The organism is Saccharospirillum alexandrii (assembly GCF_004000275.1).
GTDB lineage: Bacteria > Pseudomonadota > Gammaproteobacteria > Pseudomonadales > Natronospirillaceae > Saccharospirillum > Saccharospirillum alexandrii.
On sequence record NZ_RCIP01000001.1, the window covers coordinates 159,962 to 176,256 of the forward strand.

Annotated in this window: 14 protein-coding genes; 9 read left to right on the forward strand and 5 right to left on the reverse strand. The window is 55.5% G+C overall.

What is annotated here, in order from left to right:
* Positions 1-179: 179 nt before the first annotated feature.
* Together rhlB and EP166_RS00825 are read left to right on the forward strand one after the other, a co-directional pair.
* The gene (gene rhlB, locus EP166_RS00820) at positions 180-1,646 is read left to right on the forward strand and encodes an ATP-dependent RNA helicase RhlB (RefSeq protein WP_246026232.1); all 1,467 of its coding nucleotides are present in this window, start codon (positions 180-182) and stop codon (positions 1,644-1,646) included.
* Positions 1,647-2,795, forward strand: a complete 1,149-nt coding sequence (locus EP166_RS00825; RefSeq protein ID WP_127554913.1) for a 4-phosphoerythronate dehydrogenase — start codon at positions 1,647-1,649, stop codon at positions 2,793-2,795.
* 66 nt (positions 2,796-2,861) lie between these two features.
* On the opposite strand, the gene EP166_RS00830 is transcribed toward EP166_RS00825, so the two are convergent.
* The 3 genes from EP166_RS00830 to EP166_RS00840 form a co-directional block, all read right to left on the reverse strand.
* Positions 2,862-3,263 (reverse strand): VOC family protein, encoded by a 402-nt coding sequence (locus EP166_RS00830; protein WP_127554914.1) that lies wholly within the window; start codon positions 3,261-3,263, stop codon positions 2,862-2,864.
* An 80-nt stretch (positions 3,264-3,343) separates the two neighbouring features.
* On the reverse strand, positions 3,344-5,206 hold the full coding sequence (locus EP166_RS00835) for a sensor domain-containing diguanylate cyclase (RefSeq protein ID WP_127554915.1): 1,863 nt from the start codon (positions 5,204-5,206) through the stop codon (positions 3,344-3,346).
* Between the two features lie 91 nt (positions 5,207-5,297).
* Positions 5,298-6,203: a DMT family transporter gene (locus EP166_RS00840; protein ID WP_127554916.1), complete on the reverse strand. Its 906-nt coding sequence runs from the start codon at positions 6,201-6,203 to the stop codon at positions 5,298-5,300.
* A gap of 330 nt (positions 6,204-6,533) precedes the next feature.
* Between EP166_RS00840 and EP166_RS00845 the strand changes: the two genes are divergently transcribed.
* From EP166_RS00845 to EP166_RS00855, 3 genes are all read left to right on the forward strand, one after another.
* A complete protein-coding gene (locus tag EP166_RS00845) occupies positions 6,534-7,847 on the forward strand; it encodes an alpha/beta hydrolase family protein (RefSeq protein WP_246026193.1) in 1,314 nt (437 codons plus the stop codon).
* 124 nt (positions 7,848-7,971) lie between these two features.
* Positions 7,972-8,367, forward strand: a complete 396-nt coding sequence (locus tag EP166_RS00850; RefSeq protein WP_127554917.1) for a hypothetical protein — start codon at positions 7,972-7,974, stop codon at positions 8,365-8,367.
* Between the two features lie 117 nt (positions 8,368-8,484).
* A complete protein-coding gene (locus tag EP166_RS00855; RefSeq protein ID WP_127554918.1) occupies positions 8,485-9,747 on the forward strand; it encodes a DASH family cryptochrome in 1,263 nt (420 codons plus the stop codon).
* Between the two features lies 1 nt (position 9,748).
* On the opposite strand, the gene EP166_RS00860 is transcribed toward EP166_RS00855, so the two are convergent.
* Together EP166_RS00860 and EP166_RS00865 are read right to left on the reverse strand one after the other, a co-directional pair.
* Positions 9,749-10,153 (reverse strand): hypothetical protein, encoded by a 405-nt coding sequence (locus EP166_RS00860; RefSeq protein ID WP_127554919.1) that lies wholly within the window; start codon positions 10,151-10,153, stop codon positions 9,749-9,751.
* A 43-nt stretch (positions 10,154-10,196) separates the two neighbouring features.
* Positions 10,197-11,414, reverse strand: a complete 1,218-nt coding sequence (locus EP166_RS00865) for a pyridoxal phosphate-dependent aminotransferase (protein ID WP_127554920.1) — start codon at positions 11,412-11,414, stop codon at positions 10,197-10,199.
* Between the two features lie 176 nt (positions 11,415-11,590).
* On the opposite strand from EP166_RS00865, the gene msrB reads away from it, so the two are divergent.
* The 4 genes from msrB to betA all read left to right on the forward strand — a co-directional run bounded on the left by msrB (position 11,591) and on the right by betA (position 16,085).
* Positions 11,591-11,986 (forward strand): peptide-methionine (R)-S-oxide reductase MsrB, encoded by a 396-nt coding sequence (gene msrB / locus EP166_RS00870; protein ID WP_127554921.1) that lies wholly within the window; start codon positions 11,591-11,593, stop codon positions 11,984-11,986.
* Between the two features lie 282 nt (positions 11,987-12,268).
* Entirely contained in the window at positions 12,269-12,880 is a 612-nt protein-coding gene (gene betI / locus EP166_RS00875; RefSeq protein WP_127554922.1) for a transcriptional regulator BetI, read from the forward strand.
* A gap of 1 nt (position 12,881) precedes the next feature.
* Positions 12,882-14,357, forward strand: coding sequence for a betaine-aldehyde dehydrogenase (betB, locus tag EP166_RS00880; protein ID WP_127554923.1), 1,476 nt, complete (start codon positions 12,882-12,884; stop codon positions 14,355-14,357).
* Positions 14,358-14,411: 54 nt separating this feature from the next.
* Positions 14,412-16,085, forward strand: a complete 1,674-nt coding sequence (gene betA / locus EP166_RS00885) for a choline dehydrogenase (protein WP_127554924.1) — start codon at positions 14,412-14,414, stop codon at positions 16,083-16,085.
* Positions 16,086-16,295 lie beyond the last annotated feature (210 nt).

The window sequence follows — 16,295 nt, forward strand, 5'->3', positions numbered from 1 at the left end:
TTGAGTTCTTTAGTAAGGCTTTACCGCCGAAGTTTGCCATCCCCGACGTATGAGAACCGGGTGGTCTTCGGAAAACGAAGGGTAACGATCCATATTGCCGGTCCTGACAGGGCGGACGGGTCAGTTGCCGTAAAACCAACAGGTGCCCGGCCGGTGAATCGCCGAGTGCCTCCAACTATATTGGTCTGTGTGAATCTGTGACAAGTCAAGCTAGAAAACCTCGTAAACCCCGTTGGCACATCTCTCAATTCAAAGTCCCCGAAGAACCCGGCAAAGTTCGTTTCCACGATCTGTTTTTGCCCATCGCCCTGATGCGCGCCATTCATGAAATGAACTACCAGTATTGCAGCCCCATTCAGGCGATGACGCTGCCGTATACGCTGGCCGGTCACGACTGCATCGGCAAGGCGCAAACCGGTACCGGTAAAACAGCGGCGTTCCTGATCACCGTCATTACCGATCTGATGGAGCACCGCTTGCCGGAGCAGTACGCCGGTGAGCCCCGCGCTCTGATTCTTGCGCCAACGCGCGAGCTGGCGCTGCAGATCGCCGAAGATGCCAAAGCCCTGACCAAGCACAGCCGCCTGAAAGTGGCTGCTCTGGTCGGTGGCATGGACATGGACAAACAGCGCAAGCAGCTGGAAGAAAGCCGACTCGACATCCTCGTTGCCACGCCGGGCCGACTGATCGACTTCATGAATCGCAAGCAGGTCTTTCTGGATCAGGTGGAAACGCTGGTCATCGATGAAGCCGACCGCATGCTCGACATGGGCTTTATTCCGGACATCAAGACCATTGTGCGGGCCACGCCGAAAACCGAAGAGCGCCAGACATTGCTGTTCTCGGCGACGTTCTCGTACGACATCCTCAATCTGGCCGAGCGCTGGACGCGTGAGCCGGTTCGGGTTGAAGTTGAGCCCACGGTGAAAACCGCTGAAGATGTCGAGCAGCACGTTTATCTGGTGACCACTGCTGAAAAATACCCCCTGTTGCGGCACGTCCTGCGTCAGCCAAACGCCGACCGGGTAATGGTATTCGCCAACCGTCGAGACATCGTTCGGGACCTGAGCGAACGCCTTGGCAAAGACGGTATTCAGTGCGAAGTGTTGTCGGGCGAAGTTCCCCAGGCCAAGCGCATCAAAACGCTCGATAACTTCAAGGAAGGCAAGGTGCCCGTGCTGGTCGCGACAGATGTCGCCGGCCGGGGCATTCATGTTGAAGGCGTCTCGCACGTGGTCAACTACACCCTGCCGGAAGATGCCGAAGATTACGTGCACCGCATTGGCCGTACCGGCCGTGCTGGCGCCAAGGGTGTTTCGATCAGCTTTGCCTGTGAAGACGACTCTTTCCAGATTCCGGCGATTGAAGACTACATCAAACGCAAGATCGAGCTGGAACAGCCACCCGTAGAGTGGTTGGCTGAAATTGGCGAGACGACTCCCTTGTCGAAAGCCGACGAAGACGCTGAACAGGCAAAAGACAACGCTGATCAGCAAGAAACAGATGACAAAAATTCCGACACGGAACCGACGGCAGAAACCGCTGAGGCCCAGACATCTGAAGCGGCTGCAGTGGCAGACGCCGACGATGCTGACCCGGTTGAAGAAGACGATAATCGGGGCAACCGTAAAGACGGTTCTGCCTAAGTGGCTCAAGACCGACCGGGGCTGCGCATCGTAGCAGACGAGAACATGCCCCACGTTGAGCCCTGGTTCTCAGGGCTCGCTGCTTCCCTGACCCGGCTGCCGGGTCGCACAGTCTCCCGATCAGATCTGATGAACGCCGACGTTTTGCTGGTGCGTTCCGTTACCAGGGTTAACGCCGAGTTACTCGAGGGTACGCCCGTCCGGTTTGTGGGCAGTGCCACCATTGGTACCGATCACATCGATCAGGACTGGTTGGCAGAGCAGGGTATCGCGTTTCACCATGCCCCCGGCTGCAATGCTCAGTCTGTCGTCGATTGGGTGTTGTCTGTCTTTTCCCGTCTGCATCTCAATCTGGAATTGCCCTGGTGGCAACAGACCATTGGCGTCGTCGGCGCAGGTAACGTCGGCGGCAAGCTGGTTGAGCGTTTGCAGACTTTGGGGGTTCGCACGCTGGTGTGTGATCCACCGCGGGCTGAACAGGGCGGGCAGGGCGGTTTCGTGGACTTGCGTACCCTGTTGCAAGCCTCCGACATTGTCTGTATGCACGCCCCCCTGACCCGGGTGGGCGATCATGCGACCGAAGGCATGATCGGTGAGGAACAGCTTGCCTGGCTAAAGCCGGGTGCGTGGCTGATCAACGCCGGCCGTGGCCCGGTGATCCAGGAACCCCCGCTGCAAGCGGCGCTTGAGGCTGGCAAGATAAAGGCGGTGCTCGACGTCTGGCCAGACGAACCCCGGGTAAGTGAAGCCTTACTCAGTGCGGTCTATCAGGCCAGCCCCCATGTGGCTGGCTACAGCCAGGAAGGCAAATGGACCGGTACTCGCATGTTGGCAGAGGCTCTGTATCCGTGGGCCAGCCAGCGGTTACCGTCAGGGCCGGATTTACCGGAAGGCCCAATGCTCGACGTCCACTTTTTTGACGCCGACACCCCCGAACAGCTAGGCAGTGAACTGATTCAGGCTTTGCATGACCCTGCCCGCGACACGGTGGCCATGCATTACGCCCTGGACAACGGCCAGATTCAGCCGACTACGTTCGACAGTCTGCGCAAACATTACCCAAAACGTCGCGAACTGGCAGCGTCCAGGCTTGCTAATGTGCCTGATGAATCGCGGGAATGGCTAAGTAAACTGGGTTTCGTACTTTAGCCGGGCGACATCGCTGCTATGGGTCGACTTTTCTGTATTTTTTCCAGACCACAAGTAAGGTTCATTTCACTGAAGGTGTTCCGGTGAAAAATCCGGTATGGGCGCCGATACGTCGATGATGCTGCCTTCGGGGCTTTCGAGCACCAGGCGACGCTGGCCGTAGAAGGTATCTTCCGGTTCGCTGAGCACGGTTAATCCTGTGTTCTTCGCCGTCTCGAACACCGCATCCACATCACCCACGACCAAGGTCGCGTAGAACCCCCTGGGCTGCGGCTGAATGCCCGTAGGCAGAATGTCGCTATTGACGCTCATGATACCGAGCTCAAGCCGGTGGCTGGTTGAGATCAGATGCACAAACCAGTCGCTGTCGTAGTCCACCTCGAAATCGAACAGGGTCGTATAAAACGCCTTGCTGGCTTCCAAGTTGTCTGACAGCACGTTCAGTAGCAATCGGTTAATCGTCTCCATGGTTGCTCTCCTGATTGGGTTTAGCAGAATTCAAGGTGCTGTTGAAAACTCAATAAGGCAGTTTAGCCGCTGGCTAGGAATTAGCAGCGGGCAAAGTCTTTTCCTGTGGCAGGTCCGTCAAGTTGCTCAATACGGTACTGGTTACGCCCCTCCGACTTGCATCGATACAGCAATTCATCGGCGCGTACGTAAAGCTCGTTTGGGGAAACCCCGCTGCCGTTGGGCACACAGGCAACGCCAACGGAGGCCGTTACCGGCTCGGTGCTGGCCTGGGTAGAAATGGAGGCCAGTTCCTTCTGGAATTCCTGCAACATGGCGGTAATCGCCTCGGTCGAATCGGTTCGGAACACAACCCCAAACTCTTCTCCACCCATTCGGAAAACACAGTCGTCACTGCGCTGAAAGGTGTGCAATAACACCTGGCCAAGTTGTTCCAGCAGCTTATCACCTTGCGGATGTCCGTACTGGTCGTTGAAGTTCTTGAAGTAATCAAGGTCGATCAATGCCAGGCAAAGCCATGGGTTGTCACGGTCTTGCTGGCGGACTGACTGCTCCAGAGTCGACTCAAACGTTCTGCGATTTTTCAGGCCGGTGAGCGCGTCGGTAATCGACTCTTGCTCAAAGCGATCGGCAAGTTGCTTTAATTCCCTGGTCTTGAGTGCAACTTGCTCTTTCAATTCCTGATTCATCTCGCGTTCCCGGTCGATCAGGTAGGTCTGATCTTCCAGTCGTTCCTGCTTAAGTACTCGAATGCGATCTGCCATAGCGAGAGACAAAACCAGCAGTTCAATCAACGAACCGATGTTCAAGGCATTCTCGGTAAGCCAGGTAGAAGGCACCAGTGACAGCACGCGCCCGTAATAAGCAAATGCAGAGGCGATCAGCAATACCCAGGCGAGCAGGTAGATGCGTGCTGTGCGAATACGCTTTATTGATAGATAGGTAGAGACGGCCAGTACGCCCAGCATGATGATCAGTGCCAGCGGAATGATCAGTTGGAAGACCAGGGCGTAGTGGTCCAGCATCGCCAGCGTAATCGGTATGGTCATGGCCGCTGCCAGTATCATCAGCGTGATGTCGGTGCGTGGCATGCGCGTGTTCAACGATAGAAACCGGCGTGTGAAAACAATCAGCGAGATAAAGATGGTGCCGCCGAACACTGCGGTCGCCATGTTGTTCATGATGGGCGCATTCGCCAGTGGGCCCAGTGCAAGGTAGCCTCGGAATGCCAGATTCCAGAGCAAGAAACATCCCAAATACAGGCTATACAAGAGAAAATCCCGTTCGCGAGTGGCTATACCGACGAGCAGGTTGTACAGCAGTAATATCGTTATTGCGCCGTAGTAAAATCCAAACCAGAGTGCTTCCCTGTCTTTTTGCATGAAAAAGGTTCCCTGGCTGACCAGCGACAGGGGCAGGGCGTCATAGAGGCCGTCGTGGGTATCGAACCGGGCGATAAATTGAATCCGTTGATCGGGTTCGATACTGATTGGAAACGCAAACGCCCGGTAGGGGAAAGGTCGGCCTGAGGTTGGACGTCGGTCACCGGTTTGCCAGGTTCGGAAGGCTGTGTTGTTTTCATCCACCAGCCAGGCGTCAATATAATCTTGCAGTGGCTGGGCGACATCGAATATCAGTCGAATATTGGCGTCAGTCGGGTTGTAAAGGGTAAACCGAACCCAGTAGGCTGAAGCATTGAAACTGAAGTTTAAAACGGAGTTGGAAATGGGTACCCACTCTGACTCGGGGGCGTTGAGGGCCGTGCTCAGGCCCCATGCCGATGCGTCAGCCGGTTCCTGAAGCAGCTCTACCCGGCCCGCAAGATCCCCGGGCAGGTCGTTGGCTGGAATGACGGCGGCGGTCGCGATGCCAATGAACGCCCAAACTAGCGTGGCAGTACACAGGGTAATGACCGAACCTTGCCTACTGCATCTACTCCGCATTCTACCTCCCAGTAGAGGATGGGATCCCCCAGATAAAACTCTGTTCGAGGGAGTATAACTTCCCTTTGGTGTTCGCGTAAGTTAATCGTCTCTAATTGGGTGGCTTCACTGCCAGGGCCACGCCTAGGACCGCTATTGCGATGCCGGCCAGTGCAACGAGCCCCAGGGTTTCACCAAACAGCACCCAGGCTTCTATGGCGGTGACGGGTGGCACCAGGTAAAACAGACTGGCAACGCGGGAGGCCGCTCCGCGCCGAATCAGTGTCATCAATAACAATATGGCCGCTATCGACAGTCCGAAAATCAACCAGAGCAGTGCCAGTGTGAAGGTGGGCGTCCAGTCGATGATGCGCGTTTCAAACAACCAGGCACCAAGGCCGAGTATGAAACAAGCCCCGAGATACTGGATAAAGGTGCCGGTAACCAGCGGCATGTCGGTGCAGTATCGCTTTTGATAGAGGGTTCCTACCGAGATACCCAGTAGGGCTGACAAGGCACTCAGCACGGCGACCCAGCCAAAACCGATAAAGATATGTCCGGGATTATTCAAATCCAGTTGCTCGGATAACACCAGAATAATACCAATAAGCCCCAGTAAAATGCCCAGCCATTGCCGGCGTCGAATGGTCTCATTCAGCCAGAACCGGGCCAAAACAGCGGTAACCAGTGGCTGCAATCCGACGATCAGCGCCGTCACCCCGGCGGGCATGCCAAGACCAATAGCGGTAAACACTGCACCGAGATACAGCCCGTGAACGAGCATGCCAGCAACGCCAATATGCACCCAGAGCCGGGGTGTCTGCGGCCAGTGCTCGTTCAGACATTGTATCAGTACAAATAAGACGGCGAGTACGCCGATAAATCGTACAAACAGAAAGGTGTATGGCTCGGCGTAGGGCAGCCCGTATTTGGCGCCGATAAAGCCGGTGCTCCAGAGCACCACAAACAGGATAGGTGTCGCTTTCAGCCAAAGGCCGCGTGCAGAGTAAGGAGCCATTTGGGTTCCCGGGTGTTCAGTGTGGTGATCGGTTTGATCGGTGAGTGAGCGGTCTGATGATAATGGAAAATCGTCCGAAAAGGGGGCGGTGGCTTTCACGCCTGAACACAGTGATCGTAATGTTGTGTTGGTGTGTTCTTATTTTTTCTTTTTAAGTCAGCGTGTGACATTAATATGAAAACGTTTTCTTTCGCTAAATTGTAATACTTCGGATATAAGCTGCTAATTAGTTCAAAAAAGGCACAAATGGTGCGAAATTATTGTAAAGCCTGAAAGCGTTCTCTAGATTTCTGGCTCCAATAAGAAAAAAACCAAACAAAAGGGAAAATCATGAAGACACTCTTTCTTCCGCTTGCGGTCGCAACGCTGATGCTTACCGGTTGTAATACCAGCAGTTCAGAGGGTGACAGCGCACCCATGAGCCATGAAGCTCGTATCAACCCTACTGACGTGGTTCGAGGTGACGCGCCGGAGCTTGCAGCACTGGGTAGCTATGAAACCGGGGTGACCACCCTGACGGTGGTCAATGAAAACCAGACAGACTTGGCCAGCTCCTCTGAAGACGGTCTTGCTACCTATGATCGTTCGTTGACATTGGAGATCTGGTACCCGGCTGAAGCCGTCAGTGACGACGTTGCCGATCGTACATCGAAAGCCATAACCCGGGACGGTCAGACAATCGCCACACTGCGTGGTCGAGCCGCCAGGGATGCCACACCCTTGTATTCAGGCGGCCCGTTTCCACTGATACTGGTTTCACATGGGTATCCCGGTAACCGGTATCTGATGTCTCATTTTGGCGAAAACCTTTCTTCCAAAGGGTTTGTGGTGGTCTCGATTGATCATATGGAGAGTACCTATTCAGACCAGTCTGTTTTCGCCAGTACCCTGCTCAACAGGTCTCTGGACCAAAACTATGTGCTCCAGGAAATGGCGCGGCTCAATGATGACAGTTCAAGTGTTTTCGGTGGACTGGTTGATGCCAGTAACGCAGGCATCATCGGGTATTCAATGGGTGGTTATGGTGCGATCAATACTGTTGGGGGCGGGCTAAGTGAGAGTGCTACGTCCTTGCCATTTGGCGGCACGCCGACACAGTTGGGCTTGCTGAGTCAGCGACAGTTAAGCGATCCGGGGTATCAGGATACCGTGGATTCAAGGTTTAAGGCTGCTATTGCCATTGGTCCGTGGGGTAATCAATATGGACTTTGGGATGCGGCTGGATTGGCCAATATCGATGTGCCGGTGATGGTGATCGGTGGCAGTGTCGACGATGTCTCAAATTATGACGGCGGAATAAAACCGCTTTACCAGGGATTGTCGGGTATCGATAAATACCTGCTGACCTTTCAGAACGCGAACCACAATGCGGCGGCCCCCATGCCTGCCCCTCAGGAGGTGTATGCCACCGGAGACGGGTTTGACCACTATGCCGATGCCGTCTGGGACAATACCCGGATGAATAACATCGCGCAGCATTTCGCCACGGCGTTTTTTGAGCAGTACCTGAAAGGTGAAGATCGCAGCGCCTACTTCGACCTGATCCCTCTGGCACAGGACGGTGACGAAGAAGCAGGCACCACCTGGAAGGGTTTCAAACAACGTGATGCCGTCGGCCTAGAGTTTGAATTTGAACTGAAATAAGAGCCACTTCTGAACACATCGTTTCGAGGGCAGGGCTTCAACTTGAAGCCCTGCATGTCATAATCAGTACCTAATGAAGGATTTACCAACCGGGTCTTTGAACCCAAAGAAACAGGGACTGAGCATGGTCGAAGTATTTTACTCACATCGGATCGAGGGCCCTGAGCTGGTCGAACACCATCGGCGGCTGAAAGGGGCGGGAGACGCACGTGAACTCATCGATCAGTACCCCTGGGCTTCGGAAATCGCGCTGACCGAAGAGCTGGGTGAGGGCGGCGGATTGTTCTTTTCACGAACGGGTGAAAACGGAGCGCAGGTCAGCCTTCAACTCGTGCCGATCGAGGTGGACAAAGGGTTTCTGGAACTCAACATTATCGCCAAAAAAGGGTTTCTGGGGATTGTTGGGCGCAAGTCAGTTTCTAAAACTGTCGACGAAGTGTCACTCGCAGAAGCAAAAACCTATGTGAAGCAATTGTTCGATTACTCGATCGATGATCTGTACCACACCCATAAAAAGTGACCGTCGTGTTTGACTGCGGGGTCTGTGATGCAGTCGCATCGCTCTCAATGATCTGGCACCCATCCTGATTCGTTTTGCCATCGTATTGCTTGTGAAGCTCTCTCCAAAGGCACTGGCATGACCACCGTTTACTGGCTGACGCGTGACCTGCGTCTTGATGATAACCCGGCGTTGCATGAAGCTGCCAAGGGTTCGGCACTGGTGTGTGTGTACATGATCGATCCGCGCTGGTTCGAGCCCGGGCCCTTCGGGTGGTCGCCGATGGGGCCTCACCGCTGGGCGTTTACCCGGCGCAGCTTAGTATCGCTTGAAGCTGCACTGAACACTCTGGGGCATTCGCTCGTGATTCGCTGGCAACGGCCTGAAGAAGGTGTGCCGGAGGTGGTAAACTCCCTGGGCGCTCAGCGGCTGGTGACCAGTCGGCCAACTGCGTTTGATGAAATGCGACAATGGCAGGCTATTGAGGCTGCCTTGCCATTAGTCCGCTGTGACCTGGTTGAAACGCTGACGCTCTTCGATGAAGTCGGCCTGCCATTCAGGCTCGACGCTTTGCCCGAAACCTTTTCCAAGTTCCGGCGTGCTATCGAAAAGCCGGGCCTCACACCCGTAACGCCACTCAACAAGCCCGCCGCTTTACCCGCTGCACCGAGCAAATTCGATGCGGATCAGCAACAATTTGGCCCTGGGACCGGCCAGTCCGAAACCCCGTTTGCGGGCGGGGAGGTCAGTGGTGTTGACCATTTGGCGCGTTATCTCTGGAAAGACCAGTCCATCCTGACCTACAAGGTTACGCGCAATGCGCTGGATGATGTGTCTGCCTCCAGCAAGGTGTCTCCCTGGTTATCCGCCGGAGCCTTATCGGTCCGGCGGTTAGCGGCTGAGATTGCCCGGTTCGAGAGGGAGGTTGACCGTAACGAGTCGACCTACTGGCTGTATTTCGAGCTCCTCTGGCGAGAATATTTTCAATGGTACAGCCGACATCGGGGGCGAGAGTTGTTCATCTCGCCGGGTCGTCAAGGTCAGCATAGCGGGTCCACAGATGCGGGTGAATTCGAACGCTGGCTGCAGAATGCCGACACCCATGCTTTGGTGCGTGCAGGCCGGGTGCAATTGGAAAGTACCGGCTATCTGTCGAATCGGATGCGACAGATCATCGCCAGCGCCTGTATTTATGACGGCCGTTTTGACTGGCGATTGGGTGCAGCCTGGTTTGAGCACTTTCTGGTGGATTACGATGTCGCCAGCAACTATGGCAACTGGCAGTACATAGCCGGGGTGGGGGCCGACCCTCGCGGTGGGCGGGTGTTCAATCTTGACAAACAGGTTAGCCAGTTTGATGCCGACGGTTCCTACCGAAAGCGCTGGCTAAAAGAACCCTGAATTACCGGTTGGGCCGGTGTTCCATTAGCAACTGGCGTAAGACGGCTTCGGTCATGTCGGATGAGCCTTCCTGTAACGCAACGCGCAATTCGTCGATGCGCGATACGCCGCCTTCGACCGGGTCGATGTGGCTGAGCAATCGAAAGCCATCGAGCGTCAGTACACAATGGTTCACCGCCAGCGTTCGTTCGTGATCGCTGAAGCGCATCAGGCCTTCTTCGGTCAGCCACAGTACGGTATTGAAGCAGGCTATATGGCGGTCGCTGTGCAGACCGTATTCATCCGGGGTGTCCGGACCGCTGATGTCTTCTATGTAGATCGACACCTGACGCGGGAAATGGCGGTACAGCGTCGCCAGAATGCGCGCCATGTCGTTGTAGAATTCCGTGATGTGAATATCCAGCATCGGATTTCCCCTGGCTCAAATTCAAGAGGCCTGAGTTTATGAGTCAGGCCTGGGTGTAGTGGCTGAAAAAGCGTTCAAGCCGGTTCATGGCGTCGTTCAGCACTTCGCGCGGCGGCAGGAACACCAGCCGGAAGTGATCGACGTCAGGCCAGTTAAAGCCGCGGCCGTGCACCACCAGCATTTTTTCCTGACGCACCAGGTCGAGCACCAGGCGTTCATCGTCGGTCAGCTTGAATTTCTGTTTATCCATTTTAACAAACATATAAAGCGCGCCCTTGGGCTGCACACAGCTGAGACCGGGAATGGCTTCAATGCGTTCATAGCATAGATCCCGCTGATCGCGCATGCGCCCACCGGGAATGATCAGGTCGTTAATACTCTGGTAGCCGCCCAAAGCCGTCTGAATGGCATGCTGGGCCGGAACGTTCGCACAGAGCCGCATACTGGCGAGCATGTTCAGCCCTTCAATAAAGTCGCTGGCTTTGTGCTTCGGGCCGCTGACAACCAGCCAGCCGGAGCGAAACCCGGCCAGTCGGTAGGACTTCGACAAGCCGTTGAAGGTCAGCGTTAGTACATCCTGAGACAGGGCTGCGAGGCAGTGGTGTTCGACCTCGTCATACAGAATTTTGTCGTAGATCTCATCGGCCAGAATCACCAGGCTGTGCTGGCGTGCCAGTTCCACAACATCCAGCAATAGCTGTTTGGAATAGACCGCTCCGGTTGGGTTGTTCGGGTTAATCAGCACAATTGCCTTGGTGCGCTCGGTGATCTTGCTGCGAATGTCCTCCAGATCCGGAAACCAGTCGGCGCCTTCATCACAGTGGTAATGCACGGCTTTGCCGCCGGAAAGCGTAACGGCGCCGGTCCACAGCGGGTAATCGGGTGCCGGTACCAGTACTTCGTCGTCGGTATTGAGCAAGCCCATGCAAGCCAGCTGGATCAGTTCGCTGACCCCGTTACCGAGGTAAATGTCGTCGATCTCGACGCCCTGAACATCACGCTGCTGGTAGTATTGCATCACCGCCTTGCGCGCTGAGTAGAGGCCTTTTGAATCGCTGTAGCCCTCACCCTGAGGCAGGTTGCGGATAACATCGGTGATGATCTCGTCCGGCGCATCAAAGCCGAAGGGTTTGGGATTGCCGATGTTCAGCTTTAAAATACGGTGGCCTTCATCCTCCATGCGCCGCGCTTCGTCGAGAACGGGCCCGCGAATGTCGTAAAACACATTGGCCAGCTTGTGAGATTTATGCAGCGTTTTCATGGCACTCCTGAGGATGCGTTGAATCGAACCGGGGATGAAAGCCGGAATAGGATGAATAGCGTACACTGGGCTTTGTTGTACTGCCCTCGGCGGCCACGGCCTCCCTGAGGGCTCAAAACCTGTTTCATTGCGCTGAGTATAAGGCGACGCCAGACACTTTCCTATGGGAGACCCGCATGACGGATAAAATTGTGAAAACTGATGACCAATGGCGTGCGGAACTCACGCCAGAGCAATATCGGGTAACCCGGCATGCCGGCACTGAACGCCCCTTTACCGGCACCTACTGGGACACCACAACCCCGGGGTTGTACCGCTGCGTGTGCTGTGGCGCAGAACTGTTCCGGTCCGATACTAAATTCGATGCCGGCTGCGGCTGGCCCAGCTTTTACGAATCCCTGAACCGGGATGCCATCATCGAGCGGGAAGACCGTTCGCATGGCATGACTCGCATCGAGGTGCTCTGCGCTCAGTGCGAAGCTCACCTGGGCCACGTATTCCCGGATGGTCCGGCACCAACCGGGTTGCGCTACTGCATTAACTCAGCCTCGCTGAATTTGGAAAAAGATTGATCCTCATCCGACAACCCTCCTGACTTTGACAGTCTTCTAGTGCTCCGGCTCAACTATTCGTTTCGATCACGAAACGATGTTCGAGCCGGTTGAGTCTCTGTTTCCCGCCGAACAACCTCTTTCAACATTAAAGAAAGTGTCAACTTCGTCCTTGAACTTTAGGGGTCGTTGCATTACCTTGTTTTATATTGAACGATCAATCAAAAAAAGAACGGTGATCATTTGGTGGTAAAATCCGGTCAATTGAGATTCTTTTCATTGAGACAGGACGAGTGAAACGTTATGCCAAAGGTCGGAATGGAACCCATAAGGCGCAAACAACTGATCGACGCGACGCTCGAGTCGATCGGTGAGGTGGGCTATAGCGCAACAACGGTGCAGAGCATTGCTCGCCGGGCCGGCGTATCGGCCGGCATCATCGCGCATTATTTCGGGAACAAGCTGGGGTTGCTGGAAGCCACCATGCTGGACTTGCTGCAGCAGCTCAAAGTGGACCTGCTGACCCGGTTGCCAGAGAACCCGACCCCTCAAGATCGTTTGGCGGCGATCATTGCCACCAACTTTTCAAAAACTCAGACCGACAGCCTCTCGGCCAAAACCTGGCTGGCGTTCTGGAGCAGTGCCATGCATGAACCGGCCTTTGCCCGGTTGCAGCAAATCAACAAATCGCGTTTACACAGCAATCTGCGAGTCAGTTTCAAGGCGCTCGGTCACGACAATCCGCATCTGGCAGCTACCTCGCTGGCGGCTCTGATTGACGGCTTGTGGTTACGCGGTGCCCTTACACAGGAAGGCATCGACGCCGAGCAGTGCATCGCGGTGTGCCGTCATCATGTCAACCAGATGATCGCCTCGATTCCATCCAAACCCAATGTATTGAAGGAGTCTGCCTGAAATGACAGCCCCGGCCACATCTACTTTGTTGCAGTCTTTTATCGATGGCGCCTATCGCCCCAGCCAATCCGGTGAAACCTTTCCGGTCGTCAACCCGGCGACGGGTGCCGTTTTGTATCAGGTTGAGCAGGCCGATGCCGCTCTGGTGGATGCTGCTGTGCAATCAGCGCAACGCGGCTTTGCAACCTGGTCGGCCATGAGTGCCATGGAGCGTACCCGCATTCTGAACAAAGCCGTAGCGCTGTTGCGTGAACGCAATGATGAACTGGCACGCATCGAGGTACTCGATACCGGCAAACCCTGGCAGGAAGCCAGTGTGGTTGATGTCGTCACCGGAGCCGATGCCATTGAATATTACGCCGGGCTAACGTCCGCTATTGAAGGCACACACCACGACCTGGGCGGTGATTTTTTCTATACCCGGCGTGAACCTCTGGGTGTGTGTGCGGGTATTGGCGCCTGGAATTACCCCTTGCAGATCGCCTGCTGGAAAGCCGCACCGGCACTAGCCTGCGGCAACGCCATGGTGTTCAAGCCTTCGGAAGAAACGCCGAGGGGTGCTGCCAAACTGGCTGAAATCTTCATCGAGGCGGGCGTGCCGGCTGGTGTGTTTAACGTGGTGCAGGGCGATCATCGTGTCGGCCAGGCACTGACGGCTCACCCGGACATTGCCAAAGTCTCCTTCACCGGTGAAGTCGGTACGGGCAAAAAAGTCATGGCCGATTCAGCGAGCACCTTAAAAGATGTCACCATGGAACTGGGTGGCAAATCACCGCTGATTATTTTCCCCGATGCCGATCTCGACAACGCCGTGGGCGCGGCATTGCTCGCCAATTTCTATACCCAGGGCGAAGTCTGCACTAATGGCACCCGCGTCTTCGTACATGCGGATATCTACGACGCCTTTCTTGAAAAGGTCAAAGACCGGACCGAGCGCAATGTCGTCTTTGGCGACCCAATGCATCCGGACACCAACATGGGTGCGCTGATTTCCGCAGACCATCAGGCCAAGGTTTTGGCCGCCATCAAAGCCGGTGTCGAATCCGGTGCCCGTTTGGTGACGGGCGGCGATGCCGTTCACCCCGAAGGCTTTGAGCAAGGTTATTTTGTGCGGCCGACCGTGTTCGCAGATTGCACCGATGATATGCCTCAGGTGCGCGATGAGATATTTGGCCCGGTGATGTCTGTTATGAAATTTGAGGACGAAGCCGAGGTAATCGCGCGTGCCAACAAGACCGACTACGGCCTGGCGGCCGGAGTCTTCACCAACAATATTCAATGCGCGCATCGCTTGGTTGGCCAATTGCAGGCGGGTATTTGCTGGATCAACGCCTACGGAAATTCCCCGGCCGAGATGCCGGTGGGCGGTTACAAGCATTCGGGCATTGGCCGCGAGAATGGCCTGGCAACCCTGAACCACTATACCCAGATCAAATCGGTTTACGTGGGTATGGGGCCGGTTGAGTCGCCGTTTTAAACAGCAACGCGCCAGCGCGCTGCATGATATGAATTGAGTGGGTATTTATTGGATATGACTGTTTCGTTCGATCAGACAACGGATTACATCATTGTGGGCACGGGCTCGGCGGGTTGCGTGCTGGCCAATCGACTGTCGGAAGACAGCAACGTCGAGGTACTGGTGCTGGAGGCCGGCCGTAAGGACGACACCTGGAAAATACACATGCCCGCAGCGCTGACCTACAACCTCGGCGATGATAAATACAACTGGTATTACCACACCGAACCGCAAGCCCACATGAACAACCGCAAGCTGTATTGGCCGCGCGGAAAGGTGTGGGGCGGCGGTTCCTCATTGAATGCCATGGTGTATATTCGCGGCCACGCCTACGATTACGATCGCTGGCAGGAAGAGGGCGCCGAAGGCTGGTCTTACGCCGATGTGCTGCCTTATTTTCGCAAGGCCGAAACCCGGGAAGTGGGTGCCGACGATTACCGCGGTGGCGACGGGCCCCTGAACGTTCACACCGGGGATCAGCCAAACCCCCTGTTTGGTGCCTTCATTGAAGCCGGCCAGCAAGCCGGATACCCGCACACCAGCGACATGAACGGCTATCAGCAGGAAGGCTTCGGGGTCATGGACATGACCATCAAGCAGGGCAAGCGCTGGAACACCGCTCAGGCCTACTTGCGCCCGGTACTCGACCGCCCCAATCTGCGTGCGGAAACCGGTGCCATGGTGCAGCGAATTCTGTTTGAAGGTGATACCGCCGTTGGCGTTGAGTACGTTCAGAATAATAAAACCGTGCGCGTCAAAGCAAAGCGGGAAGTCATTCTCAGCGGCGGCGCCATTAATTCACCGCAACTATTAATGCTCTCCGGCATTGGCGATGAAACCGATCTTAAAGCACTCGGCATCGACGTCGTCGCACACCGCCCGGGCGTTGGGCAAAACCTGCAGGACCATCTGGAACTGTATGTGCAGCAGGCCTGCACACAACCGCTGACGCTGTACAAGTACACGCATCAGCCTCACAAGACAATCGCCGGTGTTACTTGGTTCATCAACAACGACAAGGGCGCCTGCCGTACAGCCCACCTTGAAGCCGGTGGCTTTATTCGGTCCGAAGCCGGTGTTCGTCACCCGGACCTCCAGTTTCATTTTCTGCCTTCCCAGGTCATCGATCATGGCCGGGTAGATCCTCAAGTGCATGCTTACCAGTGCCACGTCGGCCCGATGCGCCAGACCAGCCGCGGCTACTTGAAACTGAAATCCGCGAACCCGGCCGACCACCCAATCATTCAGCCCAACTTGCTCAGCACCGAACGTGATCGCTGGGAAATGCGTCAGGCGGTAAAACTGACCCGGGAAATTTTGGCGCAACCGGCGTTCGCTCCGTTTCGTGGTGAAGAATTGCAACCCGGCCCAAATGTGCAAAGCGATGAAGAGATTGATGCCTTCGTACGCGAAAAAGCTGACAGCGCTTACCACCCGTCCTGCACCTGCAAAATGGGCGCGGCGGATGACCCGATGGCAGTGGTGGACAGCGAGGCCCGTGTATACGGCGTGAATAATTTGCGTGTTGTCGATGCGTCCATCATGCCAAGTGTCGTCAGCGGTAACCTGAATGCACCGACCATTATGCTGGCCGAGAAATGTGCAGATCATATTCGTGGTCGTACGCCAATCGCACAGTCGACAGCGGCGGTATGGGAACACCCTAATTGGAAAACGGCGCAGCGCTAAGGCGTTAAACAATTTTTTGAATTGAAGTTTCGGAGTTCGCAGAGATGACAAGCAGCAGGTGCCGGTGGAGGCCCTGTGGGGTAGTTCGCAGCAGGGATGCTGCGGCCTAGGCTCCATGGACGGATCTACGCCGACCCCACAGGGGCTCCACCGGTAACTGCAGCGGACCAATGCCACCTAAGCAGACCTGACCTCCGAATCTTGAGTTAC

What these genes read in the sequence shown, in the direction of transcription:
- EP166_RS00830 (WP_127554914.1), bottom strand. Translation starts at nt 3,263, where the DNA reads ATGGAGACGATTAACCGATTGCTACTGAACGTGCTGTCAGACAACTTG.
- EP166_RS00835 (WP_127554915.1), bottom strand. Translation starts at nt 5,206, where the DNA reads ATGCGGAGTAGATGCAGTAGGCAAGGTTCGGTCATTACCCTGTGTACT.
- EP166_RS00840 (WP_127554916.1), bottom strand. Translation starts at nt 6,203, where the DNA reads ATGGCTCCTTACTCTGCACGCGGCCTTTGGCTGAAAGCGACACCTATC.
- EP166_RS00845 (WP_246026193.1), top strand. Translation starts at nt 6,534, where the DNA reads ATGAAGACACTCTTTCTTCCGCTTGCGGTCGCAACGCTGATGCTTACC.
- EP166_RS00850 (WP_127554917.1), top strand. Translation starts at nt 7,972, where the DNA reads ATGGTCGAAGTATTTTACTCACATCGGATCGAGGGCCCTGAGCTGGTC.
- EP166_RS00855 (WP_127554918.1), top strand. Translation starts at nt 8,485, where the DNA reads ATGACCACCGTTTACTGGCTGACGCGTGACCTGCGTCTTGATGATAAC.
- EP166_RS00860 (WP_127554919.1), bottom strand. Translation starts at nt 10,153, where the DNA reads ATGCTGGATATTCACATCACGGAATTCTACAACGACATGGCGCGCATT.
- EP166_RS00865 (WP_127554920.1), bottom strand. Translation starts at nt 11,414, where the DNA reads ATGAAAACGCTGCATAAATCTCACAAGCTGGCCAATGTGTTTTACGAC.
- msrB (WP_127554921.1), top strand. Translation starts at nt 11,591, where the DNA reads ATGACGGATAAAATTGTGAAAACTGATGACCAATGGCGTGCGGAACTC.
- betI (WP_127554922.1), top strand. Translation starts at nt 12,269, where the DNA reads ATGCCAAAGGTCGGAATGGAACCCATAAGGCGCAAACAACTGATCGAC.
- betB (WP_127554923.1), top strand. Translation starts at nt 12,882, where the DNA reads ATGACAGCCCCGGCCACATCTACTTTGTTGCAGTCTTTTATCGATGGC.
- betA (WP_127554924.1), top strand. Translation starts at nt 14,412, where the DNA reads ATGACTGTTTCGTTCGATCAGACAACGGATTACATCATTGTGGGCACG.